Raw genomic sequence first — 26,888 nt, forward strand, 5'->3', positions numbered from 1 at the left:
TCGGCGCACCATAAAAAAGCACCATCCAAAGGATAGTGCTTTAAAATGATTTTAGTTTTTTGAGACGAAGCTATTTGGCTTTAGTTCAAGGAAGAGGCGCGGAGCATACGAATGTATGTGAGCACCTCTGACACAGAAATTAAGCCAAAGAGCGAAGTATCAAAGAGACTAAACGTCTAGGTTTGCTACTTTCAGTGCATTCTCTTCGATGAAGTTACGACGAGGTTCAACTTGGTCACCCATTAGCGTCGTAAACAACAAATCAGCACCAACAGCGTCTTCAATTGTTACTTGCATCATACGGCGAGTTTCAGGATCCATTGTGGTTTCCCAAAGTTGATCCGGGTTCATCTCGCCTAGACCTTTGTATCGCTGTAGGCTTAGACCACGACGAGACTCTTTCACTAACCAGTTCAGAGCATCAACGAAGCTAGAAACTTCTTGAGTACGCTCACCACGCTTAATGTAAGCGCCTTCTTCAATCAAGCCATCAAGAGCTTCAGAAAGATCCGCTAGCTTACCAAACTCTTTAGAGTTAATAAGATCGATGCTTAGTAGGTGTTCATGAGTCACACCATGAGTACGAACCACAATCTTAGGAACGCTTAAGCCTAGCTCTTCGTGTTTTTCAACTTCAAGGCTGTATTGGCTTGCACCTACTTCTTTCGCGTTTAGCTGTTCAACAAGCTGCTTACCCCAAGCTTCAACTGCCGCGTCATCATGACACTGCTCGGCCGTTAGACGAGGAACGTAAATCAGTTCGTGAACCAATGCGCGTGGGTAACGGCGGCTCATACGATCAACAAGCTTGATGCCTGCATTGTATTGCTGAACAAGCTTCTCTAAACCTTCACCTGCAAATGCTGGCGCTTCAGGGTTTACGTGCAGTTCTGCGTTGTCTAAAGCCAAAGATACTTGATACTGGTTCATCGCATCTTCATCTTTAATGTACTGCTCTTGCTTACCTTTCTTCACTTTGTAAAGTGGCGGTTGAGCAATGTAGATGTAGCCACGTTCAATCAGCTCTGGCATTTGACGGTAGAAGAACGTCAGTAGCAGGGTACGGATGTGAGAACCATCGACATCGGCATCGGTCATGATGATGATGTTGTGGTAACGCAGTTTATCTGGGTTGTATTCGTCACGACCAATACCACAACCAAGAGCGGTGATTAGCGTTGCTACTTCTTGAGAAGACAGCATTTTATCGAAACGTGCTTTCTCTACGTTAAGGATTTTACCTTTCAGCGGTAGGATTGCTTGGTTCTTACGGTTACGCCCCTGCTTAGCTGAACCGCCAGCAGAGTCTCCTTCCACAATATATAGTTCAGACAGTGCAGGATCTTTTTCCTGACAGTCAGCAAGCTTACCAGGAAGACCCGCTAAATCTAATGCGCCTTTACGACGAGTCATTTCACGAGCTTTACGCGCTGCATCACGAGCACGTGCTGCATCAATAATTTTAGAACAAACTGTTTTCGCTTCACCTGGGTTCTCAATAAGGAACTCAGACAACTTCTCACCCATTGTAGATTCAACGGCAGACTTCACTTCTGAAGAAACCAGCTTATCTTTAGTTTGGCTTGAGAACTTAGGATCAGGCACTTTAACAGAAACAATCGCCGTCAGACCTTCACGAGCATCATCACCAGAGGTCGCAGTCTTCGCTTTCTTAGAGAAGCCTTCCTTGTCCATGAAGCTGTTCAGAGTACGCGTTAGCGCCGCACGGAAACCTGCTAAGTGAGCACCACCATCGCGTTGAGGGATGTTGTTGGTGAAACAGTAGATGTTTTCTTGGTAGCCGTCATTCCACTGCATCGCAACTTCAACGGTAATACCGTCTTCGCGCTCAGAGTTAAAGTGGAAGATTTTTTGGATGATTGGCGTTTTGTTAGTATTAAGGTGTTCAACAAACGCTTGGATACCGCCTTCGTATTCGAAGTGATCCATTTTGTCTTCTTCGCGCTCGTCAATTAGCTTAATTGATACACCTGAGTTCAAGAATGATAGCTCACGTAGACGCTTAGCTAAAATGTCGTAATGGAACTCGATGTTAGTGAAGGTTTCTTCACTCGGCCAGAAACGAATCTCTGTACCTGTTTTATCCGTGTCACCGATAACCGCTAGTGGCGCTTGAGGCTCACCGTGGCTGTAGGTTTGAGTGTGGATTTTGCCACCGCGGTGGATAGTAAGAGTAACTTGCTTAGAAAGTGCGTTCACTACTGAAACACCAACACCGTGCAGACCACCAGATACCTTGTACGAGTTATCATCGAACTTACCACCAGCGTGAAGAACCGTCATGATTACTTCGGCTGCAGATACGTTTTCTTCTGGGTGCAATTCTGTTGGAATACCACGGCCGTCATCGCTCACAGACACAGAACTATCTTCATGGATAGTTACAATGATGTCATTACAGTGACCAGCTAGCGCTTCATCAATAGAGTTATCTACCACCTCAAAAACCATGTGGTGCAGACCGGTACCATCATCCGTGTCGCCAATGTACATTCCAGGACGCTTACGTACCGCATCCAGACCCTTCAGTACTTTAATACTCGATGAATCGTAATTATCTGACATAGTTACTCTCTGACTAATTATCCTTGCTCTATTTTGCCATGTTCCACATGAAACATCCTGCTATTTTCGTCATGCATATCTGCAATCTGATCAGCGGTAATAGAGCTTACAAAAACTTGAGCCTGGGTCGCCTTTAAACACTCAGCAAGACGTGCTCGGCGTTGGCTATCTAATTCGGAAGCGAAGTCATCTATCAAATAGATGCACTGCTTACCTGTCATTTGAGTGAGGTGTTGCCCTTGTGCTACTCGTAGCGCGCACACCATCAACTTCAATTGACCTCGTGACAAGACATCTTCCACTGGAGTGCCGTTCACTTTTATCTTCAGATCCGCTTTGTTTGGCCCACTAAAGGTGTAACCAAGCTGCTGATCCCTTTCAAAATTCTTTTCTAATATATCGGCGTACGGGGTGTCTTTGTCCCAGCCACGATAGTAGTTAATCTTTATCTCAAACTCAGGAAGGAAGGTCGCACAGATTTCTTCGGCGACTTCTTTGAGCTGATCAACGTAGGTGGCACGCCACTGACTGATGCTTTCTGCTAAACGGGCCAATTCTTGGTCCCAATAGCTCAGCTCTCGATAGTGCGTTGCCGTTTTCAATAAGGCGTTTCGCTGCTTATTGAGGCGCTTTACCCTGCCCCACGCATCATAAAAGCCCGACTCACTGTGGAAGACTCCCCAATCAATGAATGCTCGGCGATGCTTAGGTCCATCGGTTAGTAAATCAAACCCTTCAGGGTGAATCAACTGCAAAGGTAAGACTTGAGCTAACTGAGCCAACTTTTGCCCAGTTTGACCGCTTATTTTAACCTCTGTCGTGCCATCGCGCTGCTTATTAATGCCAATTGGCAGCTCAAATTGATCCGAGGTCATAAAACGGCCATGTACAAACAGCTCACTACACTCGTTTTGTATGATACGACCGGTAAGTGAACTCTTGAATGAGCGACCATGTCCGAGCAGATACACAGCTTCAAGGACACTGGTTTTGCCGCTTCCGTTAGCCCCTATAAGAAAGTTAAAGCCTGATGACGGTTGAATGTCACAGGCTTCAATATTTCTAAACTGCTTAACGATTAAGCGCGATAAAGGCATAACGTCTTCATATTAATCTTCAATCACGACTCGGTAGGTCAACATAGGGCTGCTTATAAGCGAATTGGCATAACAACGTACATCGCGCTGTCATCTTGTGCGTTCTCGATAAGAGCACTCGCATTGGCGTCTGACATTGAGATGCGAACCTGTTCACAACGCAGTGTGTTCAGAACATCCAATACGTAGCTTACGTTGAAGCCAATCTCTAGCGCGTCACCGTCGAAGTTAACATCGAGTACTTCTTCTGCTTCTTCTTGCTCTGGGTTGTTCGCGGTAATGCGCATCTCGCTATCCGCAAGGTTAACGCGAACACCACGGAATTTTTCATTCGATAGAATCGCAGCACGAGAAAATGCTGAACGTAATTCATCACAGCCAGCTTCAAGTGTCTTGGTGGTATTTTGCGGCATTACGCGGCGATAATCAGGGAAACGACCATCAACCAGCTTAGAAGTGAAGACATAGTTGTTCACTTCAGCTCGCACGTTAGAGTTACCAATTTGCAGTGTTACTGGCTGTTCAGGTGCATCCAATAGCTTCACTAACTCTTGAACACCTTTACGAGGAACAATGATCTGCTTCTGAGCAAAATCCGCACCCAGTTGTGCTTGAGATACTGCCATACGGTGACCATCGGTCGCTACGCTGCGCAGGATAGAGCCTTCAATCTCAAACAACATACCGTTGAGGTAGTAACGAACATCTTGGTTCGCCATTGAGAATTGTGTTTTCTCGATAAGACCGCGAAGTTCAGCTTGTGTCACTGACACTTCAACTTCACTGCTCCAGTCTTCAATATTTGGAAAATCTGCCGCAGGTAATGTTGCTAAAGAGAAGCGGCTACGACCAGAGCGAACCTGAATACGGTCACCATCCAATACCACAGTGATCACTGAGTTATCTGGCAATCCACGGCAGATATCTAGGAATTTACGTGAAGGTACGGTAATGCTACCCGCTTCGAAATCACCTTCAAGCGTTACACGGCTGATCAGTTCAACTTCTAGATCCGTCGCTGTCATCGACAACACGTTATCTTCTACTTTAATCAGTAGGTTTCCTAGAATTGGAAGCGTTGGCCTGCCACCGAGTGCGCCAGATACTTGTTGTAATGGCTTAATCAGGTGACTACGTTCAATGGTAAATTTCATATCTTGCTCTTACGGTCTAAATGGCACTGCGTAATAGTACGTGGCCAAGATTCTGCTTATTAAGGTTAAGAATACTGTGTATTAAGAAGAAAGGGTACGAATCAAGTTCGAATAATCTTCTTTAATGTCGTGGCTCTCTTCACGCAGCTGAGCAATCTTACGACAAGCATGCAGTACCGTCGTGTGGTCACGACCACCGAATGCATCGCCAATCTCAGGCAAGCTGTGGTTTGTTAGCTCTTTCGCCAGTGCCATCGCCAATTGACGTGGACGAGCAACAGAACGAGAACGACGCTTAGACAATAGATCAGCGACTTTGATTTTGTAGTACTCGGCTACTGTCTTTTGAATGTTATCAATAGTGACCAGTTTTTCTTGCAGTGCAAGTAGGTCACGCAGTGCTTCACGCACGAAGTCGATCGTGATCGGGCGGCCAGTGAAGTTTGCATTCGCAATAACACGGTTCAATGCGCCTTCCAGTTCACGAACGTTAGAGCGTAGACGCTTGGCAATAAAGAACGCCACTTCATCCGCAAGGTGAATTTGGTGGTCTTCGGCTTTCTTCATCAAGATCGCAACACGTGTCTCAAGCTCTGGTGGCTCAATCGCTACCGTCAAACCCCAGCCGAAACGAGATTTAAGACGATCTTCTACCCCGTTGATCTCTTTTGGATAACGGTCAGACGTTAGGATGATCTGTTGATTGCCTTCAAGCAGCGCGTTAAAGGTATGGAAGAACTCTTCTTGAGAACGCTCTTTATTAGCAAAGAATTGGATGTCATCGATAAGCAATGCATCAACACTACGGTAGTAGCGCTTAAATTCTTCGATCGCGTTGTTTTGCAGAGCCTTTACCATATCCTGAACAAAACGCTCTGAGTGCATGTAAACCACTTTCGCATTCGGCTTATTATCAACAATGGCGTTACCCACCGCATGCAACAAGTGCGTTTTACCTAAACCAGTGCCGCCGTATAGGAACAACGGGTTGTAGGCTGTACCTGGGTTATCAGAAACCTGACGTGCCGCAGCCAAACCGAGTTGGTTCGACTTACCTTCAACAAAGTTATTGAACTTATGTTTTGGGTTCACGTTTGAGCGGTGATTCAAGTCAACCGCGACAGGCTCTTCATCACGCCAGATATTATGGACAGGTTTGCGAGCTTGTAATTGCGCAGGTGCTGATGACTCAGCGGCCACATCAGCCGCAGTGCGAGTCTGAGTTGGTGTCGGTGTCGCAGGCTTTGGTGCAATCACACGCTTGCTTCCCACTTCAAAATGAAGATGTGGGATATCGTTACCGCAATATTCTTGCAGCAGACGGTTAATGCTATTTAGATACTTATCACGAACCCAATCGAGTACGAAACGGTTCGGTGCAAATAGAGTTAGAGTATTGTCATTGAGTTCCGCTTGTAACGGACGAACCCACATACTGAATTCTGTAGCTGGTAACTCTTCTTGAAGCTGTTGCAAACACTGCAACCAAAGCGAAGATGACACGGTGCCCTCACTCTATTTAAAGTAATATGAAATGACCGCTAATTTTACCTGTTGATAAGTCAGATCACCAGCAATTGATCACAGATCCAGTGAATAAGATCCAAGTTATTCACAATAAATTTGTAATTTATCGGTGGATCCACACATCTTGCCCCTAATTTACTCACACAATGATCCACTTATGCCCGGATCCTTGCTAGTTATCCCCAAATCGGGAATTCAATCTGGTTATGGTTAATAACATCTGGTTATTTATTCTAGTGAGCATTTTCCCAGTAACATCCAAACCCATAAATATAAGGAGTTACCAAATGAATAACTGGATTAAGGCTGCAATTGCGGCTATCGCACTCTCTGCTGCTACTGTTCAAGCTGCGACTGAAGTTAAAGTCGGCATGTCTGGTCGCTATTTCCCGTTTACGTTCGTTAAACAAGACCAGCTACAGGGTTTTGAAGTGGATTTATGGGATGAGATCGGTAAGCGTAACGATTACAAGGTTGAATACGTAACGGCAAACTTCTCTGGTCTGTTTGGTCTTCTTGAAACGGGTCGCATCGATACCATTTCAAACCAAATTACAATGACGGATGCACGTAAAGCGAAATACCTATTCGCAGACCCATACGTAGTAGACGGCGCACAAATTACCGTTCGTAAAGGTAATGACAGCATTAAAGGCATCGAAGACCTTGATGGCAAGACGGTTGCGGTAAACCTAGGCTCAAACTTTGAACAACTGCTTCGCAGCTACGACAAAGATGGCAAGATCAATGTAAAAACCTACGATACAGGTATTGAACATGACGTGGCACTGGGTCGTGCCGATGCATTCGTAATGGATCGCCTATCAGCACTAGAGCTTATCAAGAAGACTGGTCTACCATTACAACTAGCAGGTCAGCCATTCGAAACAATTGAAAACGCTTGGCCTTTCGTCGACAACGATAACGGCAAAAAACTGCAAGCAGAAGTAAATGAAGCATTAGCAGCAATGCGCGCAGATGGTACGCTAGAAAGTATCTCTCAGAAATGGTTTGGTGCGGACATTACTCAGAAGTAATTACTCACTTTCTCCATTCAAGGCCCACTGCTTTATACAGCGGTGGGCTTTTTGCTTTTGTGCACTGATTAAAAAACCTGATACAACAGTACTTACATATAGAACAACACTGCCAATAAAAATACGAGATAGATTATGGGATTTGACTTTAATTACATGCTAGAGCTGTTGCCAATACTACTGAAGTATTTAGGCACCACGATGGAGATGGCGACCTGGGGCTTGTTCTTTGCTCTGATCCTGTCTCTGATACTGGCGAATATTCGTGTATTCAAAATCCCAGTGCTCGACCAACTGAGCCAGCTGTACATTAGCTTCTTCCGAGGCACACCACTGTTGGTGCAGCTGTTCCTCCTTTATTACGGCTTACCACAAGTCTTCCCGTGGATGGTTGGGTTGGATGCCTTCAGCGCCGCTGTGATTGGCTTAACCCTGCACTTTGCCGCGTATATGGCAGAAAGTATTCGTGCCGCGATTATCGGTATTGATCGCAGCCAGATGGAAGCCAGCCTTTCGGTCGGTATGACAACCAGCCAAGCGATGCGCCGAGTGATCTTACCGCAAGCAACTCGCGTGGCACTGCCGTCGTTGATGAACTACTTCATCGATATGATCAAGTCGACTTCACTTGCCTTCACCCTAGGTGTCGCCGAAATCATGGCTAAAGCTCAGATGGAGGCTTCTTCAAGTTTCCGCTTCTTCGAGGCTTTCTTAGCAGTCGCACTGATTTACTGGGGCGTGGTGGTTATCCTCACTCGTATTCAAATTTGGGCCGAAGTGAAACTGAATAAGGCGTATGTACGATGATCAAATTACAAAGTATCCACAAGCAGTTTGGTGACACCGAAGTTTTGAAAGGGATCGACCTAGAAATCAAACAAGGTGAGATAATTGTCATCATAGGTTCAAGTGGTACGGGTAAATCTACCCTACTGCGTTGTGTGAATTTTCTAGAGCAAGCCGATCAAGGCACGATTTCGATTGATGATATCAAGGTTGATACTCAGAAACACACTAAGGCAGAGGTGCTTGCACTGCGTCGTAAGACCGGTTTTGTGTTCCAAAACTATGCACTGTTCGCTCACCAAACCGCGAGACAGAATATTGCTGAAGGTTTAATTACCGTTCGTGGTTGGAAAAAACAGCAAGCCCATGAAAAAGCACAACAAATACTTGATGATATTGGCTTAGGTGACAAAGGTGATAGCTACCCAGCCGCGCTCTCTGGTGGCCAGCAACAACGGGTGGGTATTGGCCGTGCAATGGCACTACAACCCGAGCTTTTACTGTTTGATGAGCCGACTTCAGCGCTCGATCCTGAGTGGGTTGGCGAAGTGCTTAACCTAATGAAAAAACTGGCAAATCAGCATCAAACCATGCTGGTGGTTACCCATGAAATGCAGTTCGCGAGAGAGGTCGCAGACCGAGTGATCTTCATGGCTGACGGTCATATTATCGAGCAGGGATCTCCACAGGATATTTTTGGTAATCCACAGGATCCTAAATTAAAAAAATTCTTAAATAAGGTTGGGATCGACTAAGGATCCTTGTGATTTTAGTTATTCTACGTATAATCCCCCGACCGGAATTTTAGTTAACCCAATCATTGACACTTTTTGTGACAGTGATTACAATTCCGCCTCTTTGTTGAGAGGCGTCGGTTTTCCTTTCTTATATAAAGAAGAGAAAAAATGCCCACGCCGGGTTTAACAAAAACCTAAAACTACTGATCAGTAAGGTAATTACAATGAAACGCACTTTTCAACCTACAGTTCTAAAGCGTAAGCGTACTCACGGTTTCCGTGCTCGCATGGCTACTAAGAACGGTCGCGCAACAATCAATGCACGTCGTGCAAAAGGCCGTAAGCGTCTTTCTAAGTAATCTTTGATTATTTTGAATAAGCTAGCCTTCGGTCGGGAGTTACGCTTGTTAACTCCCGAACATTATCAAAATGTCTTCAAGCAAGCTCATCGAGCTGGCTCCCCTCATTTCACCATCATTGCCCGAAATAACTCTCTTTCAAATCCTCGTCTTGGATTAGCCGTTCCGAAAAAGCAGATTAAAACCGCCGTGGGTCGTAACCGATTCAAGCGTCTTACTCGTGAAAGCTTTCGTAACACTCAACACAAACTTCCTAACAAAGATTTTGTTGTAATCGCTAAGAAGAGCGCGCAAGATTTAAGCAATGAAGAAATGTTCAAGCTACTCGACAAATTATGGCTTCGCCTGTCTCGCCCTTCGCGTGGATAGCGCTAATACCCATCTATTTTTATAGATGGTTTATTAGTCCACTCATCGGCCCACGCTGCCGATTTACTCCAACCTGCTCTTTATATGCGATAGAAGCATTGAAAGCTCACGGTTTTGTAAAAGGGTGTTGGTTATCAGGCAAACGTCTATTAAAATGCCATCCTTTGAACGAAGGGGGCTTTGACCCCGTTCCACCAGTCCAAAAACAAGACAGAGATAAATAACGATGGATTCTCAACGTAATATTCTGTTAATCGCATTGGCTTTGGTTTCTTTCCTACTGTTCCAACAATGGAACGTAGCTCAGAATCCAGCACCACAAGCGGTTGAGCAGGCACAATCTGGCAGCACCCTACCAGCGCCATCTTATGCAGATGATCTAGACCCGGCTCCTGGTCAAGTTGCTTCTTCTGCTAAAACTATCACAGTAACAACTGATGTACTGACTCTGTCAATTGATACGGTTGGTGGTGATGTCGTTAAAGCAAACCTAAACGATTACTCTGCTGAGTTCGATTCTGAAGATACGTTTGTTCTTCTTAAAAACGAACCAGGTCACCAATTTATCGCACAAAGCGGTCTAGTGGGTCCTCAAGGTATCGATTTAAGCAGCACAAACCGCCCAAGCTACACAGTTTCAGCAGACAGCTTCACGCTTGCTGATGGTCAGGATGAACTACGCATCCCGATGACTTACCAAGCGAACGGCCTTGATTACACGAAAACATTCATCCTTAAGCGTGGCAGCTACGCAATGGATGTTGAATACGATGTAGTCAACAACTCTGGTAACAACGCGACATTCGGCATGTACGCTCACCTGCGTCAGAACGTAATGGATGACGGCGGTAGCCTAACAATGCCAACTTACCGTGGTGGTGCTTACTCTACGGAAGATACGCGTTACAAAAAATACAGCTTCGACGACATGCAAGATCGCAACCTGTCTCTTAACCTAGCAAACGGTCAAGGTTGGGCAGCGATGATTCAGCACTACTTTGCAAGTGCTTGGATCCCACGCGACGAAGCAGGCAGCAACCTTTACACTCGTGTAATCGGTAACCTAGGCGACATCGGTGTTCGTATGCCGAACAAGACTATCGCTAATGGCGACGAAGCGAGCTTCAAAGCAACGCTTTGGGTTGGTCCTAAACTTCAAGACCAAATGGCTGAAACTGCACCTAACCTAGACCTAGTAGTTGACTACGGTTGGTTATGGTTCATTGCTAAACCACTTCATACTCTGCTTTCGTTCATTCAAGGCATCGTTGTGAACTGGGGTCTGGCAATCATCTGTCTAACTTTCATCGTTCGTGGTGCTATGTACCCACTAACGAAAGCTCAGTACACGTCTATGGCGAAAATGCGTATGCTTCAGCCTAAGCTGACTGCAATGCGTGAGCGTATCGGCGACGACCGTCAACGCATGAGCCAAGAAATGATGGAGCTTTACAAGAAAGAGAAAGTAAACCCACTAGGTGGCTGTTTACCTATCCTTCTGCAAATGCCTATCTTCATTTCGCTATACTGGGCACTAATGGAGTCTGTTGAACTGCGTCACTCACCGTTCTTCGGTTGGATTACTGACCTTTCAGCACAAGACCCATACTACATCTTGCCACTTCTGATGGGTGCTTCAATGTTCCTAATCCAGAAGATGAGCCCGACAACTGTAACGGATCCAATGCAGCAGAAGATCATGACCTTTATGCCGGTTATGTTCACATTCTTCTTCCTGTTCTTCCCTTCAGGTCTGGTTCTATACTGGCTAGTATCGAACATCGTAACTCTGATTCAGCAAACGCTTATCTACCGCGCGCTGGAAAAGAAAGGCTTACATTCTAAGTAAGTTCGATAATAGAAAGAGACAAAGAAAGGCGACCAAAAGGTCGCCTTTTTGTTTTTAGCTGATTACAATTCAGCTAATTGATTAATCGTGAGCGCCCCTTTTTGGCTTTCACATGCTAGCAGGCACAACTATGACTACAGATACGATTGTTGCTCAAGCGACTGCACCCGGCCGTGGCGGCGTCGGTATTATTCGCGTTTCAGGCCCACAAGCAGCCCAAGTTGCGCTTGAAGTTACCGGCAAAGTACTGAAACCACGTTACGCTGAGTACACCCCTTTTAAATCTCACGATGGTTTAGAGCTAGACCAAGGCATCGCGCTTTACTTTCCTAACCCGCACTCGTTTACCGGTGAAGACGTTTTAGAGCTGCAAGGCCACGGTGGTCCTGTGGTAATGGATATGCTCATCAAGCGCATCCTCGCTATTCCAGGGCTACGCGCAGCACGCCCAGGTGAGTTCTCGGAGCGTGCCTTCTTGAACGACAAGATGGATTTAACCCAAGCAGAAGCGATTGCTGACCTCATTGATGCCAGTTCAGAAGAAGCGGCGAAATCAGCTCTGCAATCGTTGCAAGGTGAGTTCTCGAAACGCATTAATACGCTGGTGGACTCTCTGATTCACTTACGCATCTATGTTGAAGCCGCTATCGACTTCCCAGAAGAAGAGATTGATTTCCTTGCTGACGGTAAAGTAAGTGCTGACTTACAAGCTATCATCGACAACCTCGAAGCGGTTCGCCAAGAAGCCAATCAAGGTGCCATCATGCGTGAAGGTATGAAGGTGGTGATTGCAGGTCGTCCTAATGCCGGTAAGTCGAGCTTACTGAATGCATTATCGGGTAAAGACTCCGCGATTGTGACTGATATTGCAGGTACAACCCGTGATGTACTTCGTGAACATATCCATATTGATGGTATGCCACTGCACATTATTGATACCGCAGGCCTGCGTGAAGCCTCGGATGAAGTCGAAAAAATCGGTATTGAACGCGCTTGGGAAGAAATTGCTCAAGCCGATCGCGTTTTATTTATGGTCGATGGCACCACTACCGATGCAACCGACCCGAAAGATATCTGGCCAGATTTCGTTGATCGTCTGCCGAATAACATCGGAATGACCGTGATTCGTAACAAAGCCGATCAAACCGGTGAAGATCTCGGGATTTGCCATGTTAATGATCCAACTCTGATTCGACTATCAGCAAAGACGGGACAAGGCGTTGATGCACTACGTAATCACTTAAAAGATTGCATGGGCTTTGCTGGTGGCAATGAAGGTGGCTTCATGGCACGTCGTCGCCACTTAGATGCCCTAGAACGCGCATCTGAGCATCTAGATATTGGCCAGCAACAGCTCGAAGGCTATATGGCAGGGGAAATCTTGGCAGAAGAACTGCGTATAACGCAGCAACACCTTAACGAGATTACTGGTGAATTCAGTTCCGATGACCTACTCGGCCGTATCTTCACCTCTTTCTGTATTGGTAAATAACCTTTAAAGGCCGGCTCATGCTGGCCTTTTTCTTTAGTAAGGACAGCTTAATGATCCACATTATTACAGGCAGCACCTTAGGTGGTGCAGAGTACGTTGGCGATCACCTTAATGATCTTCTTGAAGAGCAAGGCCACGAGATCACCCTTCATAATCAGCCTGAATTCGATGATATTCCCCAACAAGGCTTTTGGTTGCTGGTGACTTCAACTCATGGTGCGGGTGAATTTCCAGATAATATTAAGCCGTTTATCGACGCATTGACCCAGCAATCTCCAGATTTAAGCCCGGTTCGCTTTGCTGTCGTGGCGCTTGGTGATTCGAGTTACGATACCTTCTGTTTGGCGGGAAAATCAGTCCACAGCCAGATGAAAGAGCTCGGTGCTCAGCCTATTTCTGACTGTTTTACCATCGATGTATTGGAAACTCCGGTACCAGAAGACGCAGCAGAAGCTTGGTTCAACGATCATAGCGACCAGTTTTAACCTCTCTCCTCTCTCAAAAAGCGGCTTATGCCGCTTTTTTTGTCTCTGAACATCGTGATTGTGAATAACTTTTTTTCAAAAACATCGAAAATTAGCGATCTATTTTCAATTTCTTCTGTGGATAAGATCATACATATACGGTGATTAACCTATAGTTATCCAAATAACAAGTTTTAGGCTAATTTCCTCCTGTGAATAAGTAGCCATTTTGATCCCAGCTAATCCTCATCCTGATCAAAGTTAGATCACATCATTTGATCCAAAAAAGATCCATGATCTCGTTGATCATTTCCGACTTATCCACAGATACCATCGATCCTAATAATAGATCTAATAAAAGATCTCCTTAAAGATCTTATCTATATTAGTTAAAAACAGCTTTTTCGAAAAATCCCAAAAACGTTTTCTCAGGCTATGAAAACAGGTAGAATATCGCTCCTTTTTATCAATCTAGAAAACGTTTGAATACCTGAGGTCGGTTCATGCTTTATCACGAAAAATTTGACGTCATCGTTGTTGGTGGTGGCCATGCAGGAACGGAAGCCGCACTCGCATCTGCACGTACTGGTCAAAGTACGTTATTACTTACTCATAATATCGATACACTAGGACAAATGTCTTGTAACCCAGCCATTGGCGGGATCGGTAAGGGCCACTTGGTAAAAGAGGTCGATGCAATGGGTGGATTAATGGCGCAAGCTATTGATCATGCAGGTATTCAGTTCAGAACATTGAACGCATCAAAAGGCCCTGCGGTTCGTGCTACTCGTGCACAAGCTGACCGCGCACTGTACAAAGCCTTTGTTCGTAACGTTCTTGAAAACACGCCAAACCTGACTTTGTTCCAACAGTCGGTTGATGACTTGATCGTTGAACAGGATCAAGTGGTAGGTGTGGTAACGCAGATGGGCCTTAAGTTCCGCGCAAGCGCTGTGGTTCTGACTGTGGGCACATTCCTAGGCGGCAAGATCCATATTGGTATGGAAAGTTCTTCAGGTGGCCGTGCTGGTGATCCACCATCGATCGCACTGGCTGACCGTCTTCGTGATCTTCCATTCCGAGTTGATCGCCTGAAAACAGGTACTCCTCCTCGTATCGATGCGCGTAGCGTTGATTTTTCTGAGCTTGAGGTTCAGCACGGTGATAACCCGACGCCTGTTTTCTCGTTCATGGGCAGCCGAGCTCAACAACCTCGTCAAATTCCATGTTACATCACGCATACCAATGAAAATACGCATGACGTAATTCGTGCCAACCTTGATCGCAGCCCTATGTACGCGGGTGTGATTGAAGGCATTGGCCCTCGTTACTGCCCTTCGATTGAAGACAAAGTAATGCGTTTTGCTGACAAGAACAGTCACCAAATTTTTATTGAGCCAGAAGGTCTAACGACTCACGAGCTATACCCGAATGGTATCTCTACCAGTCTGCCGTTTGATGTACAGGTTCAAATTGTTCGTTCGATGAAGGGCTTTGAAAATGCTCATATCGTTCGCCCTGGCTATGCGATTGAGTACGATTTCTTTGATCCTCGCGACCTTAAGCTGACTTACGAAACTAAGTTTATCAAAGGTCTATTCTTTGCGGGTCAAATCAACGGTACCACTGGCTATGAAGAAGCGGCTGCACAAGGCTTGATGGCCGGTCTGAATGCAAGTTTGTTTACTCAAGGCAAAGAAGGCTGGAGTCCACGTCGTGACCAAGCTTACATGGGCGTGCTTATCGACGACCTATCTACCATGGGTACCAAAGAACCTTACCGCATGTTTACGTCTCGCGCGGAATACCGTCTGCTGCTTCGTGAAGACAACGCCGATATCCGCTTGACTGAAAAGTCGCGTGAACTTGGCCTTGTTGATGACGCTCGTTGGGCTCGTTTCAACGAGAAGATGGAAAACATGGAGAAGGAGCGTCAACGTCTGAAAGAGACTTGGATTAATCCAAAATCTGAAGATATTGATCAACTGAACCAAATTCTGAAAACACCAATGTCTCGTGAAGCGAGCGGTGAAGATCTTCTTCGTCGCCCTGAAATGACTTATTCACAACTAACGGCATTGGATCGTTTTGGCCCTGCATTGGAAGATCAACAAGCATCTGAGCAAGTTGAGATCCAAGTGAAGTACGATGGTTATATCCAGCGTCAACAAGACGAAATTGAAAAATCACTGCGTCATGAAAATACCAAATTGCCTGCTGATATCGATTACAGCAAGGTGAAAGGACTTTCTAACGAAGTGGTTCTTAAACTAACGACTGCTAAGCCTGACTCAATTGGTATTGCTTCTCGAATTTCAGGTATTACGCCTGCAGCAATCTCAATTCTGTTGGTTTATTTGAAAAAACACGGCCTGCTGAAAAAAGGTGAGGAAGCATAATGAGCGCATTACGCGAAAAACTGGATCACCTGATTGGCCAGACTGAACTTGAAGTATCTGAAAAGCAACGTGGCCAATTGGTTGGCTACGTTGAGTTACTGAACAAGTGGAACAAGGCTTACAACCTAACGTCAGTTCGTGACCCGCAAGAAATGATGGTGAAACATATCTTAGATAGCATCATTGTTAGCACTCACTTACAAGGCAAGCGCTTTATTGATGTAGGTACAGGCCCTGGTCTTCCTGGGATTCCGCTCTCAATCATGAACCCTGACTGCGAGTTTTACTTGCTCGATAGCCTAGGTAAGCGTATTCGTTTTATTAAACAAGTGATTCATGAATTAGGTATCGACAACGTGGTACCGGTTCAAAGTCGCGTTGAAGAATTTCAACCAGAAGAAAAGTTTGATGCAGTGCTCAGTCGTGCATTTGCGTCAATGACAGACATGGTAGAGTGGTGTCACCATTTACCTAAAGAGCAATCCGGTGTATTTTTGGCTCTTAAGGGACAACATCCTAGAGACGAAATCGACCTGTTACCTGAATGGTGTTCAGTGACAGACATTAAAGCTTTGCAAGTGCCAGAGCTTGATGGAGAGCGTCATCTAGTTACTTTATCGCGTCAGGGATAATCAGCGAGGCCATAGTGGGTAGAATCGTAGCAATTGCCAACCAGAAGGGTGGCGTAGGAAAAACAACAACTTGCATTAATTTAGCAGCATCAATGGCGGCAACAAAACGCAAGATATTGGTTGTTGACCTCGATCCTCAAGGTAATGCCACTATGGCGAGCGGTGTCGACAAGTATCAAGTTGAAGCAACAGCTTACGATTTGTTGGTTGAAGACACCCCATTTGATGAGGTGGTTTGCCGGAGTACATCTGGCAATTATGACCTCATCGCCGCGAACGGTGATGTTACTGCGGCAGAAATCAAGCTGATGGAAGTGTTTGCTCGTGAAGTTCGTTTAAAAAATGCACTCGAACCCATTCGCAATAACTATGATTTCATCTTTATTGATTGTCCGCCCTCATTAAACCTTCTTACAATCAACGCGATGGCTGCGGCCGACTCCGTATTGGTTCCTATGCAATGTGAATACTTTGCTTTGGAAGGTTTGACTGCATTGATGGATACCATCAGTAAGCTAGCGGCTGTTGTAAACGAGAACCTGAAGATCGAAGGTCTTCTGCGTACTATGTACGATCCTCGCAACCGCTTATCGAACGAAGTATCTGATCAACTCAAAAAACACTTTGGTAGCAAAGTCTACCGAACTGTGATCCCTAGAAATGTGCGTCTGGCAGAAGCCCCGAGTCACGGCAAGCCAGCAATGTACTACGACAAATATTCCGCAGGAGCTAAGGCTTACCTTGCTCTTGCTGGCGAAATGTTGCGTCGTGAAGAAGTCCCAGTATAGGTCCAACCAAAGGAATTCGCTCAATGTCTAAGCGTGGTTTAGGAAAAGGGCTAGATGCATTGCTTGCAACTAGCTCATTGGCTCGTGAAAAACAGCAAGTTGCTTCTCATAGTCAGGCGTTGTCGGCTGATGGTGAGCTTATTGAACTGGCTGTTGGTTGCTTGAAGCCTGGTGTATATCAACCGCGTAAGGATATTGCGCCTGAAGCGCTAGAAGAGCTGGCAGCATCAATTCAATCTCAAGGCATTATCCAACCGATCGTAGTTCGCCCATTGGCGCACGACCAGTTCGAGATTATTGCTGGTGAACGTCGTTGGAGAGCGGCTCGTCAAGCTGGCCTTAAACAAGTGCCATGTTTGGTCAAGAGAGTCGAAGACAAAGCCGCTATCGCGATGGCGTTGATTGAGAATATTCAGCGTGAAGATCTGAATGTTATCGAAGAAGCACAAGCGCTAGAGCGACTACAGAACGAATTTGAGCTGACACACCAACAAGTCGCTGATGTAATCGGTAAATCGAGAGCTACGGTGAGTAACTTATTACGTCTAAATCAGCTCGAAAATGAAGTAAAAGGTTTAGTTTCCAATAAACAACTGGAAATGGGGCATGCTCGAGCACTGCTTGCGCTTGAAGGTGATACCCAGGTTGAAGCAGCAAACACTGCGGCAACCAAAAAAATGACCGTGCGTCAAACTGAGCAACTTGTCAAAAAGTGCTTAAAACCAGACGTTGAAGGTGAATCGAAGCCTGAAGACACAGAAGCTATCGAACTTTCACGAAGACTCACGGAAAAATTGCAAGCAAACGTTTCAGTTACTCGTTCTGTTAGCGGTAAGTCAAAAGTGACAATTACTCTTGATGAGCCTCACAAATTAGAGCAACTTATTGCTAAACTAGAGTACTAAATGAGATAATTGATTTAGGTCAATTATGTAATAAACAAGTAATTTCGTACAAAAGTTGTAGGTTTGTATGCAAAAATGTAAATGATTGCTGCATTGTTATTGCAATCAATTTGGCTGAACGTATAATTTTCGCCAATTTCTCAGCACGCTTTTAAGCGAGTAGTAAAGAAGGCTTAAAAGAGGAACGAATACATGGTAGCGGCGTTAGCAAGACCAGGACGAGTGCTTGCAAAGCAAATGTTATTGATCGAGCTTAGCGCGGTTATATTAGTGGCGATAGGGTTAGGTTTAGCTGTTAATCCTGATTGGGGTTTTGCTGCATTAATCGGTGGCGGTATTTTTGTCATCGCAAATGCAGTTTTTTGTGTGTGTGCTTTCCTATTTAGTGGAGCTCGCGCAACTAAGTTAGTTGCGGCGTCGTTCTATGCAGGCGAAGCGCTAAAAATCCTTATCACAGTTCTACTATTCTCTATTGTCTACATGTATATGCAGGTGGAATTAGTTCCCCTCAAACTGACCTATTTACTGGTTCTAGGTATTAATATCTTTGCGCCAGTGCTTTTCATTAACAATAAAAAATAGGATGAGTTATGGCTGCGCCAACAGCATCCGGATACATTGAGCACCACTTACAAAACCTTTCTTTAGCTAAGTTTGGTCTTGTAGAGGAGACAAGTTTCTGGAACGTACATATAGACAGTCTGTTTTTTTCGGTGTTGACAGGGATGTTATTCCTTTGGGTTTTTCGCTCAGTCGCTAAGAAAGCAACAGTAGGTGTACCTGGTAAGCTTCAGTGTTTTGTTGAAATGGTAGTTGAATTCGTTGATGGCAACGTTAAAGACACTTTCCATGGCCGCAACCCTCTGATTGCTCCATTAGCACTGACTATATTCTGCTGGATTATTTTAATGAACTTGATGGACTTAGTGCCTATCGATTTCTTACCATATCCTGCGGAGCATTGGCTAGGTATCCCTTATTTGAAAGTGGTTCCTTCAGCTGATGTTAATATAACCATGTCAATGGCCTTAGGTGTTTTTGCTCTGATGATCTACTACAGCATCAAAGTAAAAGGCTTAGGTGGATTCGCCAAAGAACTTGCTTTACATCCATTTAATCACCCAATCATGATCCCGTTTAACCTACTGATTGAAGTGGTATCGCTACTCGCGAAGCCTCTATCACTTGGTATGCGTCTATTCGGTAACATGTTCGCAGGTGAGGTTGTATTCATTCTTTGTGCGGCAATGCTACCGTGGTATTTACAATGGGTAGGCTCTCTACCTTGGGCTATCTTCCATATCTTGGTTATTTTGATTCAAGCATTTGTTTTCATGATGTTAACAATTGTTTATTTATCAATGGCCCATGAAGATGGCGATCACTAAAAATTTTTAAGTTTTATTCTAACTATTAATGTTAATCGGAGAACGTAAATGGAAACTGTACTAAGTTTTTCAGCAATCGCTGTTGCTATTATTGTTGGTCTTTGTGCCGTAGGTACTGCAATTGGTTTTGCTATTCTTGGTGGTAAATTCCTAGAAGGCGCTGCGCGTCAACCTGAAATGGCTCCAATGCTACAAGTTAAGATGTTCATCATCGCTGGTCTACTGGATGCTGTTCCAATGATCGGTATCGTAATCGCACTACTATTCACGTTTGCTAACCCATTTGTTGGTCAACTAGCAGGCTAATTAACTGTTAATTAGTTAATTAAATTTTTGTAGTTGATTCTTAACGAGGGGTAGCTGTTGTGAATATGAACGCAACTCTGTTAGGTCAAGCAATTGCTTTTTCTATGTTTGTTTGGTTCTGCATGAAATATGTATGGCCACCAATCATGCAAGCAATTGAAGAGCGTCAGAAAAAAATTGCTGACGGTCTAGTAGCCGCTGAACGCGCTGCTAAAAACTTGGATCTAGCACAAGCCAACGCTTCTGACCAATTGAAAGAAGCGAAGCGCACCGCAACTGAGGTTATTGAACAGGCAAATAAACGCAAGGCTCAAATTATTGATGAAGCTCGCGAAGAGGCTCAGGCAGAACGCCAGAAAATCTTAGCGCAAGCGGAAGCCGAAATTGAAGCTGAGCGCACACGTGCCCGTGATGACCTGCGCAAACAAGTCGCAACTCTGGCAATTGCTGGTGCTGAGAAAATCCTTGAGCGTACAATCGATAAAGATGTACACGATGATCTTCTTAACAACATTACTGCAAAACTTTAAAGCAAGGGGCTGTATATGTCTGATTTGACTACAATCGCACGCCCCTATGCTAAAGCAGCGTTTGACTTTGCGGTAGAGAAAGGTGAGCTAGACCAATGGGGTCAGATGCTTACTTTTGCTGCCGAAGTGGCACAAAATGATGATGTTCACAATTTCTTAAGCAGCTCTCAAACTGCTGAAAAATTAGCTGAAGTATTCATTGTAATTTGTGGCGAACAATTTGATGAATTCGGCCAGAACTTGATAAAAGTAATGGCAGAGAATGGCCGCTTAATGGCTTTTCCTGATGTTTGCAAAGAGTTCTTATTGCTCAAACAAGAGCACGAGAAAGAGATCGACGTTGAAGTCACTTCAGCGGTTGAACTTTCTAAAGAACAACGCGCAGAGATCAGCAGCAAATTGGAACAGCGCTTAGCGCGCAAAGTTCAGCTGAATTGCAGTATAGATGAGACTCTACTTAGTGGAGTTATTATTCGAGCCGGAGACCTAGTCATCGATAACTCAGCGCGCAGTCGTTTAGACCGCCTGAGCGATGCATTGCAGTCTTAATGGGGATTGGAGCATGCAACTTAATTCCACTGAAATTAGCGATCTAATTAAACAACGTATTGAATCTTTCGACGTTGTTAGTGAAGCTCGCAATGAAGGTACTATCGTTTCGGTAAGCGATGGCATCCTTAGCATTCACGGCCTAGCGGACGTGATGCAAGGTGAAATGATTGAACTACCGGGTGGCCGTTACGCGCTAGCACTTAACTTGAACCGTGATTCGGTTGGTGCTGTTGTAATGGGCCCATATGCTGACCTACAGGAAGGCATGAAAGTTACAGGTACGGGTCGTATTCTCGAAGTACCAGTAGGTCCTGAAATGCTTGGTCGTGTGGTAAACACGCTAGGTGAGCCAATTGATGGTAAAGGTCCTATTGATGCGAAATTGACTTCGCCTGTAGAAATTATCGCACCAGGTGTAATCGACCGTAAATCGGTAGATCAACCTGTTCAAACTGGTTACAAGTCAGTTGACTCAATGATCCCTATCGGTCGTGGTCAGCGTGAACTTATTATCGGTGACCGTCAGACTGGTAAAACAGCGATGGCGATCGATGCGATTATTAACCAAAAAAATTCTGGTATTTTCTCTATCTACGTTGCAATCGGCCAAAAAGCGTCGACTATCGCTAACGTAGTTCGCAAACTAGAAGAGCACGGCGCACTAGCAAACACTGTTGTTGTTGTTGCATCGGCTTCTGAATCTGCAGCGCTGCAATACCTTGCACCGTATGCTGGTTGTGCGATGGGTGAATACTTCCGTGATCGCGGTGAAGATGCACTGATTGTTTATGATGATCTATCTAAGCAAGCTGTCGCTTACCGTCAGATCTCACTACTGCTTAAGCGTCCACCAGGTCGTGAAGCGTTCCCTGGTGATGTTTTCTACCTTCACTCTCGTCTACTAGAGCGTGCTGCTCGTGTAAGCGAACACTACGTAGAAGAATTCACTAAAGGCGAAGTGAAAGGCAAGACGGGTTCTTTAACTGCTCTTCCTATCATCGAAACGCAAGCTGGTGACGTATCTGCATTCGTACCGACGAACGTAATCTCGATTACCGATGGTCAGATCTTCCTACAAACTGAGCTATTCAACGCGGGCGTACGTCCAGCTGTTGACCCTGGTATCTCAGTTTCTCGTGTAGGTGGTTCGGCGCAGACTAAAATCATCAAGAAGCTATCTGGCGGTATCCGTACTGCTCTAGCTCAATACCGTGAACTTGCAGCATTTGCTCAGTTCTCTTCGGATCTTGATGAAGCGACTAAGAAGCAGCTAGACCACGGTCAAAAAGTTACAGAACTGATGAAGCAGAAGCAATACGCTCCTATGTCTGTATTTGACCAAGCTCTAGTAATCTTCGCTGCAGAGCGTGGATACCTTCAAGACGTTGAACTTTCTAAAGTTCTAGACTTTGAAGCTGCTTTACTGTCGTTTGCTCGTGGTCAATATGCCGATCTAGCAACACAGATCGACACAACGGGTGCTTTCAATAAAGAAATCGAAGCTGAGCTGAAGAAGCTTGTTGACGATTTCAAGGCAACCCAGACCTGGTAATTGGTAGGTGGTCTTAGGGCCACCTCATACCATTAACGGAGAGTAACGATGGCCGGCGCAAAAGAGATACGTAATAAAATCGGTAGTGTTAAAAGCACACAGAAGATTACGAAAGCAATGGAAATGGTAGCAGCTTCAAAAATGCGTCGTTCTCAAGACGCAATGGAAGCTACTCGTCCATATGCAGAAACAATGCGTAAAGTGATCGGTCATTTGGCTAATGGTAGCCTCGAGTATAAGCATCCTTATCTTGAGGAACGTGAAGCCAAACGTGTTGGTTACATCATCGTTTCTACAGACCGTGGTCTTTGTGGTGGTTTGAACATTAACTTGTTCAAAAAAGCCATGAACGACATGAAAGATTGGTCTGAGAAAGGTGCTGACGTTGAACTTGCAATTGTAGGTTCAAAAGCGACAGCATTTTTCAACAACAGCGGCGCGAAAGTAGCAGCTCAAGTTTCTGGTCTGGGCGATCGCCCAAGCCTTGAAGACTTGATTGGCTCTGTAAGCGTTATGCTGAAGAAATATGATGAAGGCGAATTGGATCGCCTGTTCGTAGTGTTCAACAAGTTTGAAAACACTATGGTACAAGAACCAACGATCGATCAATTACTTCCTTTGCCTAAATCAGACAGCGAAGACATGAAACGCGATCATGCTTGGGACTACATTTATGAGCCTGAGCCAAAACCACTACTAGATGCACTACTGGTTCGCTACGTCGAATCTCAAGTATATCAAGGTGTGGTCGAGAACCTTGCTTGTGAGCAAGCGGCTCGAATGATTGCTATGAAATCAGCAACAGATAACGCTGGTGACATTATTGATGACTTAGAACTTGTGTACAACAAAGCGCGTCAAGCGGCAATTACACAAGAACTTTCTGAGATCGTTTCAGGCGCAGCTGCGGTTTAAGCTTAGGTAAAACTAAATAGTTAGAGGATTAACGATGGCTACAGGTAAGATCGTACAGATCATCGGTGCGGTAGTCGACGTAGAGTTCCCACAGGGTGAAGTACCTCGTGTATACGACGCTCTGAATGTTAATGAAGTACAAGAACGTCTAGTTCTTGAAGTTCAGCAACAACTTGGCGGTGGCGTAGTTCGCGCAATCGTAATGGGTAGCTCTGATGGTTTACGTCGTGGTTTGACAGTTGAAAATACTGGCGCTCCAATCTCAGTACCAGTAGGTACTAAGACATTGGGTCGTATCATGAATGTCCTAGGTGACGCGATTGATGAGTGTGGCGAGATTGGTGCTGAAGAGCATTACGCCATTCACCGTGAAGCTCCAAGCTACGAAGAGCAGTCTAACGAGACAGCTCTTCTAGAAACTGGTGTTAAAGTAATCGACTTGATTTGTCCATTCGCTAAGGGTGGTAAAATCGGTCTATTCGGTGGTGCTGGTGTAGGTAAGACCGTTAACATGATGGAACTTATCAACAACATCGCACTTCAACACTCAGGCCTATCTGTATTTGCAGGTGTAGGTGAGCGTACTCGTGAAGGTAACGATTTCTACTTTGAGATGCAGGAAGCAGGTGTTGTAAACATCGAAAAACCTGAAGAATCAAAAGTAGCGATGGTTTACGGTCAGATGAACGAGCCACCAGGTAACCGTCTACGTGTTGCCCTGACTGGCCTAACAATGGCAGAGCGCTTCCGTGACGAAGGTCGTGACGTTCTACTGTTCGTTGATAACATCTACCGTTACACACTAGCAGGTACTGAAGTATCAGCACTTCTAGGTCGTATGCCTTCTGCGGTAGGTTACCAACCTACACTGGCTGAAGAAATGGGTGTTCTACAAGAGCGTATCACGTCAACTAAAGCTGGTTCTATCACGTCTGTACAGGCGGTATACGTTCCTGCGGATGACTTGACTGACCCGTCTCCAGCAACAACGTTCGCTCACTTGGATGCAACGGTTGTACTTAACCGTAACATCGCATCTATGGGTCTATACCCTGCGATCGACCCGCTAGATTCTACTTCACGTCAACTGGATCCATTGGTAGTTGGACAAGAGCACTACGACATCGCTCGTGGCGTTCAGTCTACTCTTCAGCGCTATAAAGAGCTGAAAGATATCATTGCTATCCTAGGTATGGACGAGCTATCTGAAGAAGATAAGCAAGTTGTATCTCGTGCTCGTAAGATTGAGAAGTTCCTTACTCAGCCTTACCACGTAGCGGAAGTATTTACTGGTGACCCAGGTGTTTACGTACCTCTTAAAGAGACTCTACGTGGCTTCCAAGGTCTACTATCTGGTGAATACGATGACATTCCAGAGCAAGCGTTCATGTACTGCGGTACTATCGACGATGCTATTGAGAATGCTAAGAAGCTATAAGGCTAACTAGGAGGCGATATGGCAGCAATAACCTTTCATCTAGACGTTGTAAGTGCAGAGAAACAAATTTTCTCAGGCCTTGTTGAGACGTTTCAGGTGACCGGTAGTGAGGGTGAGCTTGGTATTTTCCATGGTCATACTCCACTGCTGACCGCTATCAAGCCTGGTATGGTGCGTATTGTTAAGCAGCACGGCCACGAAGAAATCATTTATGTTTCTGGTGGTATGGTAGAAGTTCAGCCTGGTACAGCGACTGTACTGGCTGATACAGCTATCCGTGGTGAAGAGCTAGACGCAGCAAAGGCGGAAGAAGCTAAACGCAAGGCTGTGGAGAATATCCAAAATCAGCATGGCGACATAGACTTCGCACAAGCGGCCGGTGAACTGGCTAAAGCCATTGCTCAGTTACGAGTGATCGAACTGACAAAACAGCGTCGTTAATCTTTTTAAGATTACAGACTCTGAGATAAAGGCGACCTAAGGGTCGCCTTTTTGCATTTTTAGATTCTCAAAAATGCTTCTTTTACGTATCACTACTGGTTAAATGGTTATTGCGATTTAATTTTTTGCCCCAAAACGGTTACAATATCGGCTTAATAAAAATAACGTTGGATAGGTTTACAATGAAGTTTAGCGCGGTAATTCTCGCGGCGGGCAAAGGCACTCGCATGTATTCAAACACACCAAAGGTTCTGCACACACTTGCGGGTAAGCCAATGGTGAAGCATGTTATCGATACATGTAATGGTTTAGGCGCTCAAAACATCAACCTGGTTTACGGCCACGGTGGTGATCAGATGAAGGCTACCTTAGCTGAAGAATCTGTAAACTGGGCACTGCAAGCTGAGCAGCTGGGTACGGGTCACGCTGTGGATCAAGCATCTACACACTTTGCTGATGATGAAAAAGTATTGGTGCTATACGGTGATGTTCCACTGATCTCACCTGAAACCATTGAAAACCTATTAGACGCTCAACCAAACGGTGGCATCGCGCTACTTACTGTCGTGTTAGACAACCCAATGGGTTACGGACGTATTATTCGTCGTAATGGCCCTGTTGTGGCTATCGTTGAACAGAAAGATGCAACGGATGAGCAGAAGCTTATCAAAGAGATCAACACTGGCGTTATGGTGGCGACTGGTGGCGATCTCAAGCGCTGGTTGTCTGGCCTAAGTAACGACAACGCACAGGGTGAATATTACCTGACTGACGTTATCGCAGCGGCTCACGACGAAGGTCGTGCAGTTGAAGCGGTACACCCAGTAAGCCCAATTGAAGTGGAAGGCGTAAACGACCGCTCTCAACTGGCTCGTCTAGAGCGCGCTTACCAAGCTGAGCAAGCAGACAAACTATTGAAGCAAGGCGTAATGCTACGCGACCCAAGCCGCTTTGATCTACGTGGTGAACTGCAGTGCGGTATGGACGTTGAGATTGATACTAACGTTATCATCGAAGGCAGCGTAAGCATTGGCGATAACGTGGTTATCGGCACTGGTTGTGTATTGAAAGACTGCGAGATTGATGACAACACCATCGTTCGCCCATACAGTGTGATCGAAGGTGCAACAGTAGGTGAAGACTGTACGGTTGGTCCTTTCACTCGTCTACGCCCTGGCGCTGACATGCGCAATAACTCGCACGTTGGTAACTTTGTCGAAGTGAAGAACACTCGCCTTGGTGAAGGTTCTAAAGCGAACCACTTAACGTATCTAGGCGATGCTGAAATTGGTCAGCGCGTAAACGTGGGTGCGGGTGCAATTACTTGTAACTACGATGGTGCGAATAAGTTTAAGACCGTCATCGGCGACGACGTATTCGTTGGTTCAGATAGCCAATTAATAGCGCCTGTGACGATTGGTAATGGTGCTACCGTTGGTGCTGGCTCTACAGTGACACGCGATGTTTCTGAAAATGAGCTAGTTATCAGCCGTGCGAAAGAACGTAAGATTGCTGACTGGCAGCGTCCGACTAAGAAAAAGTAGTCTCTTAACAAATAAGATGATTTAAATGAAAGTCAGTAGTA

General features: G+C 45.3%; 27 protein-coding genes. 23 read left to right on the plus strand and 4 right to left on the minus strand.

The window, feature by feature from the left end:
* Positions 1-168: 168 nt before the first annotated feature.
* From gyrB to dnaA, 4 genes are all read right to left on the minus strand, one after another.
* Complete coding sequence (gyrB, locus tag AB4209_RS15595; RefSeq protein WP_017058811.1) at positions 169-2,586, minus strand: DNA topoisomerase (ATP-hydrolyzing) subunit B; 2,418 nt, start codon at positions 2,584-2,586, stop codon at positions 169-171.
* 17 nt (positions 2,587-2,603) lie between these two features.
* Positions 2,604-3,683 (minus strand): DNA replication/repair protein RecF, encoded by a 1,080-nt coding sequence (recF, locus tag AB4209_RS15600; protein ID WP_017058810.1) that lies wholly within the window; start codon positions 3,681-3,683, stop codon positions 2,604-2,606.
* Positions 3,684-3,736: 53 nt separating this feature from the next.
* Positions 3,737-4,837: a DNA polymerase III subunit beta gene (dnaN, locus tag AB4209_RS15605; protein WP_017058809.1), complete on the minus strand. Its 1,101-nt coding sequence runs from the start codon at positions 4,835-4,837 to the stop codon at positions 3,737-3,739.
* 81 nt (positions 4,838-4,918) lie between these two features.
* Positions 4,919-6,340, minus strand: coding sequence for a chromosomal replication initiator protein DnaA (dnaA, locus tag AB4209_RS15610; protein ID WP_017058808.1), 1,422 nt, complete (start codon positions 6,338-6,340; stop codon positions 4,919-4,921).
* 311 nt (positions 6,341-6,651) lie between these two features.
* On the opposite strand from dnaA, the gene AB4209_RS15615 reads away from it, so the two are divergent.
* The 23 genes from AB4209_RS15615 to glmU all read left to right on the plus strand — a co-directional run bounded on the left by AB4209_RS15615 (position 6,652) and on the right by glmU (position 26,847).
* A complete protein-coding gene (locus AB4209_RS15615; protein ID WP_009848135.1) occupies positions 6,652-7,401 on the plus strand; it encodes an amino acid ABC transporter substrate-binding protein in 750 nt (249 codons plus the stop codon).
* Positions 7,402-7,536: 135 nt separating this feature from the next.
* Positions 7,537-8,208, plus strand: a complete 672-nt coding sequence (locus tag AB4209_RS15620; protein WP_009848134.1) for an amino acid ABC transporter permease — start codon at positions 7,537-7,539, stop codon at positions 8,206-8,208.
* Entirely contained in the window at positions 8,205-8,942 is a 738-nt protein-coding gene (locus AB4209_RS15625; RefSeq protein ID WP_017063027.1) for an amino acid ABC transporter ATP-binding protein, read from the plus strand. Before AB4209_RS15620 ends, AB4209_RS15625 begins: the two co-directional genes overlap by 4 nt.
* Before the next feature lie 206 nt (positions 8,943-9,148).
* Positions 9,149-9,283 carry a 50S ribosomal protein L34 gene (rpmH, locus tag AB4209_RS15630; protein WP_004735800.1) on the plus strand — a complete coding sequence of 45 codons (135 nt, stop codon included), beginning with the start codon at positions 9,149-9,151 and terminating at the stop codon, positions 9,281-9,283.
* Positions 9,284-9,328: 45 nt separating this feature from the next.
* Entirely contained in the window at positions 9,329-9,652 is a 324-nt protein-coding gene (gene rnpA / locus AB4209_RS15635) for a ribonuclease P protein component (protein ID WP_017055478.1), read from the plus strand.
* Positions 9,619-9,876 (plus strand): membrane protein insertion efficiency factor YidD, encoded by a 258-nt coding sequence (gene yidD, locus AB4209_RS15640; protein ID WP_004735802.1) that lies wholly within the window; start codon positions 9,619-9,621, stop codon positions 9,874-9,876. The genes rnpA and yidD overlap by 34 nt, the downstream gene beginning before the upstream one ends.
* 2 nt (positions 9,877-9,878) lie before the next feature.
* Positions 9,879-11,501: a membrane protein insertase YidC gene (gene yidC / locus AB4209_RS15645; RefSeq protein ID WP_017069558.1), complete on the plus strand. Its 1,623-nt coding sequence runs from the start codon at positions 9,879-9,881 to the stop codon at positions 11,499-11,501.
* Between the two features lie 130 nt (positions 11,502-11,631).
* Positions 11,632-12,993, plus strand: a complete 1,362-nt coding sequence (gene mnmE, locus AB4209_RS15650; RefSeq protein WP_029235098.1) for a tRNA uridine-5-carboxymethylaminomethyl(34) synthesis GTPase MnmE — start codon at positions 11,632-11,634, stop codon at positions 12,991-12,993.
* 50 nt (positions 12,994-13,043) lie between these two features.
* Positions 13,044-13,478, plus strand: a complete 435-nt coding sequence (gene mioC / locus AB4209_RS15655; RefSeq protein WP_017058804.1) for an FMN-binding protein MioC — start codon at positions 13,044-13,046, stop codon at positions 13,476-13,478.
* 482 nt (positions 13,479-13,960) lie between these two features.
* Positions 13,961-15,856: a tRNA uridine-5-carboxymethylaminomethyl(34) synthesis enzyme MnmG gene (mnmG, locus tag AB4209_RS15660; protein ID WP_017058802.1), complete on the plus strand. Its 1,896-nt coding sequence runs from the start codon at positions 13,961-13,963 to the stop codon at positions 15,854-15,856.
* Positions 15,856-16,488 (plus strand): 16S rRNA (guanine(527)-N(7))-methyltransferase RsmG, encoded by a 633-nt coding sequence (rsmG, locus tag AB4209_RS15665; protein ID WP_017058801.1) that lies wholly within the window; start codon positions 15,856-15,858, stop codon positions 16,486-16,488. The genes mnmG and rsmG overlap by 1 nt, the downstream gene beginning before the upstream one ends.
* A gap of 14 nt (positions 16,489-16,502) precedes the next feature.
* Complete coding sequence (locus AB4209_RS15670) at positions 16,503-17,276, plus strand: ParA family protein (RefSeq protein ID WP_029235097.1); 774 nt, start codon at positions 16,503-16,505, stop codon at positions 17,274-17,276.
* Positions 17,277-17,299: 23 nt separating this feature from the next.
* Positions 17,300-18,181 (plus strand): ParB/RepB/Spo0J family partition protein, encoded by an 882-nt coding sequence (locus tag AB4209_RS15675; RefSeq protein ID WP_017058799.1) that lies wholly within the window; start codon positions 17,300-17,302, stop codon positions 18,179-18,181.
* Between the two features lie 192 nt (positions 18,182-18,373).
* A complete protein-coding gene (locus AB4209_RS15680; protein ID WP_017058798.1) occupies positions 18,374-18,763 on the plus strand; it encodes a F0F1 ATP synthase subunit I in 390 nt (129 codons plus the stop codon).
* An 8-nt stretch (positions 18,764-18,771) separates the two neighbouring features.
* Positions 18,772-19,569, plus strand: a complete 798-nt coding sequence (gene atpB, locus AB4209_RS15685; RefSeq protein ID WP_017058797.1) for a F0F1 ATP synthase subunit A — start codon at positions 18,772-18,774, stop codon at positions 19,567-19,569.
* 48 nt (positions 19,570-19,617) lie between these two features.
* Positions 19,618-19,875, plus strand: coding sequence for a F0F1 ATP synthase subunit C (gene atpE / locus AB4209_RS15690; protein ID WP_004411110.1), 258 nt, complete (start codon positions 19,618-19,620; stop codon positions 19,873-19,875).
* A gap of 59 nt (positions 19,876-19,934) precedes the next feature.
* On the plus strand, positions 19,935-20,405 hold the full coding sequence (gene atpF / locus AB4209_RS15695; RefSeq protein ID WP_032545592.1) for a F0F1 ATP synthase subunit B: 471 nt from the start codon (positions 19,935-19,937) through the stop codon (positions 20,403-20,405).
* A 15-nt stretch (positions 20,406-20,420) separates the two neighbouring features.
* Complete coding sequence (gene atpH, locus AB4209_RS15700) at positions 20,421-20,954, plus strand: F0F1 ATP synthase subunit delta (RefSeq protein ID WP_017058795.1); 534 nt, start codon at positions 20,421-20,423, stop codon at positions 20,952-20,954.
* Positions 20,955-20,967: 13 nt separating this feature from the next.
* Entirely contained in the window at positions 20,968-22,509 is a 1,542-nt protein-coding gene (gene atpA, locus AB4209_RS15705) for a F0F1 ATP synthase subunit alpha (RefSeq protein WP_102321083.1), read from the plus strand.
* Positions 22,510-22,557: 48 nt separating this feature from the next.
* Positions 22,558-23,424: a F0F1 ATP synthase subunit gamma gene (gene atpG / locus AB4209_RS15710; protein ID WP_017058793.1), complete on the plus strand. Its 867-nt coding sequence runs from the start codon at positions 22,558-22,560 to the stop codon at positions 23,422-23,424.
* Positions 23,425-23,458: 34 nt separating this feature from the next.
* The gene (gene atpD, locus AB4209_RS15715; RefSeq protein ID WP_372056428.1) at positions 23,459-24,862 is read left to right on the plus strand and encodes a F0F1 ATP synthase subunit beta; all 1,404 of its coding nucleotides are present in this window, start codon (positions 23,459-23,461) and stop codon (positions 24,860-24,862) included.
* Positions 24,863-24,880: 18 nt separating this feature from the next.
* Positions 24,881-25,303, plus strand: a complete 423-nt coding sequence (locus tag AB4209_RS15720; RefSeq protein WP_004735742.1) for a F0F1 ATP synthase subunit epsilon — start codon at positions 24,881-24,883, stop codon at positions 25,301-25,303.
* A 182-nt stretch (positions 25,304-25,485) separates the two neighbouring features.
* Positions 25,486-26,847 (plus strand): bifunctional UDP-N-acetylglucosamine diphosphorylase/glucosamine-1-phosphate N-acetyltransferase GlmU, encoded by a 1,362-nt coding sequence (glmU, locus tag AB4209_RS15725; protein ID WP_372056430.1) that lies wholly within the window; start codon positions 25,486-25,488, stop codon positions 26,845-26,847.
* Positions 26,848-26,888: the final 41 nt, after the last annotated feature.

Origin of the sequence: Vibrio sp. 10N.286.48.C11 (assembly GCF_041469805.1) — a bacterium.
GTDB lineage: Bacteria > Pseudomonadota > Gammaproteobacteria > Enterobacterales > Vibrionaceae > Vibrio > Vibrio crassostreae_C.

Bases quoted from the DNA above. Each gene is read 5' to 3' on its own strand.
- AB4209_RS15680 (WP_017058798.1), top strand. From the start codon at position 18,374: ATGGTAGCGGCGTTAGCAAGACCAGGACGAGTGCTTGCAAAGCAAATG.
- mioC (WP_017058804.1), top strand. From the start codon at position 13,044: ATGATCCACATTATTACAGGCAGCACCTTAGGTGGTGCAGAGTACGTT.
- atpD (WP_372056428.1), top strand. From the start codon at position 23,459: ATGGCTACAGGTAAGATCGTACAGATCATCGGTGCGGTAGTCGACGTA.
- gyrB (WP_017058811.1), bottom strand. From the start codon at position 2,586: ATGTCAGATAATTACGATTCATCGAGTATTAAAGTACTGAAGGGTCTG.
- atpH (WP_017058795.1), top strand. From the start codon at position 20,421: ATGTCTGATTTGACTACAATCGCACGCCCCTATGCTAAAGCAGCGTTT.
- atpE (WP_004411110.1), top strand. From the start codon at position 19,618: ATGGAAACTGTACTAAGTTTTTCAGCAATCGCTGTTGCTATTATTGTT.
- atpA (WP_102321083.1), top strand. From the start codon at position 20,968: ATGCAACTTAATTCCACTGAAATTAGCGATCTAATTAAACAACGTATT.
- atpG (WP_017058793.1), top strand. From the start codon at position 22,558: ATGGCCGGCGCAAAAGAGATACGTAATAAAATCGGTAGTGTTAAAAGC.
- glmU (WP_372056430.1), top strand. From the start codon at position 25,486: ATGAAGTTTAGCGCGGTAATTCTCGCGGCGGGCAAAGGCACTCGCATG.
- AB4209_RS15675 (WP_017058799.1), top strand. From the start codon at position 17,300: ATGTCTAAGCGTGGTTTAGGAAAAGGGCTAGATGCATTGCTTGCAACT.
- AB4209_RS15720 (WP_004735742.1), top strand. From the start codon at position 24,881: ATGGCAGCAATAACCTTTCATCTAGACGTTGTAAGTGCAGAGAAACAA.
- yidC (WP_017069558.1), top strand. From the start codon at position 9,879: ATGGATTCTCAACGTAATATTCTGTTAATCGCATTGGCTTTGGTTTCT.
- recF (WP_017058810.1), bottom strand. From the start codon at position 3,683: ATGCCTTTATCGCGCTTAATCGTTAAGCAGTTTAGAAATATTGAAGCC.
- AB4209_RS15615 (WP_009848135.1), top strand. From the start codon at position 6,652: ATGAATAACTGGATTAAGGCTGCAATTGCGGCTATCGCACTCTCTGCT.
- atpB (WP_017058797.1), top strand. From the start codon at position 18,772: ATGGCTGCGCCAACAGCATCCGGATACATTGAGCACCACTTACAAAAC.
- dnaN (WP_017058809.1), bottom strand. From the start codon at position 4,837: ATGAAATTTACCATTGAACGTAGTCACCTGATTAAGCCATTACAACAA.
- rsmG (WP_017058801.1), top strand. From the start codon at position 15,856: ATGAGCGCATTACGCGAAAAACTGGATCACCTGATTGGCCAGACTGAA.
- AB4209_RS15620 (WP_009848134.1), top strand. From the start codon at position 7,537: ATGGGATTTGACTTTAATTACATGCTAGAGCTGTTGCCAATACTACTG.
- mnmE (WP_029235098.1), top strand. From the start codon at position 11,632: ATGACTACAGATACGATTGTTGCTCAAGCGACTGCACCCGGCCGTGGC.
- AB4209_RS15625 (WP_017063027.1), top strand. From the start codon at position 8,205: ATGATCAAATTACAAAGTATCCACAAGCAGTTTGGTGACACCGAAGTT.
- mnmG (WP_017058802.1), top strand. From the start codon at position 13,961: ATGCTTTATCACGAAAAATTTGACGTCATCGTTGTTGGTGGTGGCCAT.
- rpmH (WP_004735800.1), top strand. From the start codon at position 9,149: ATGAAACGCACTTTTCAACCTACAGTTCTAAAGCGTAAGCGTACTCAC.
- yidD (WP_004735802.1), top strand. From the start codon at position 9,619: ATGGCTTCGCCTGTCTCGCCCTTCGCGTGGATAGCGCTAATACCCATC.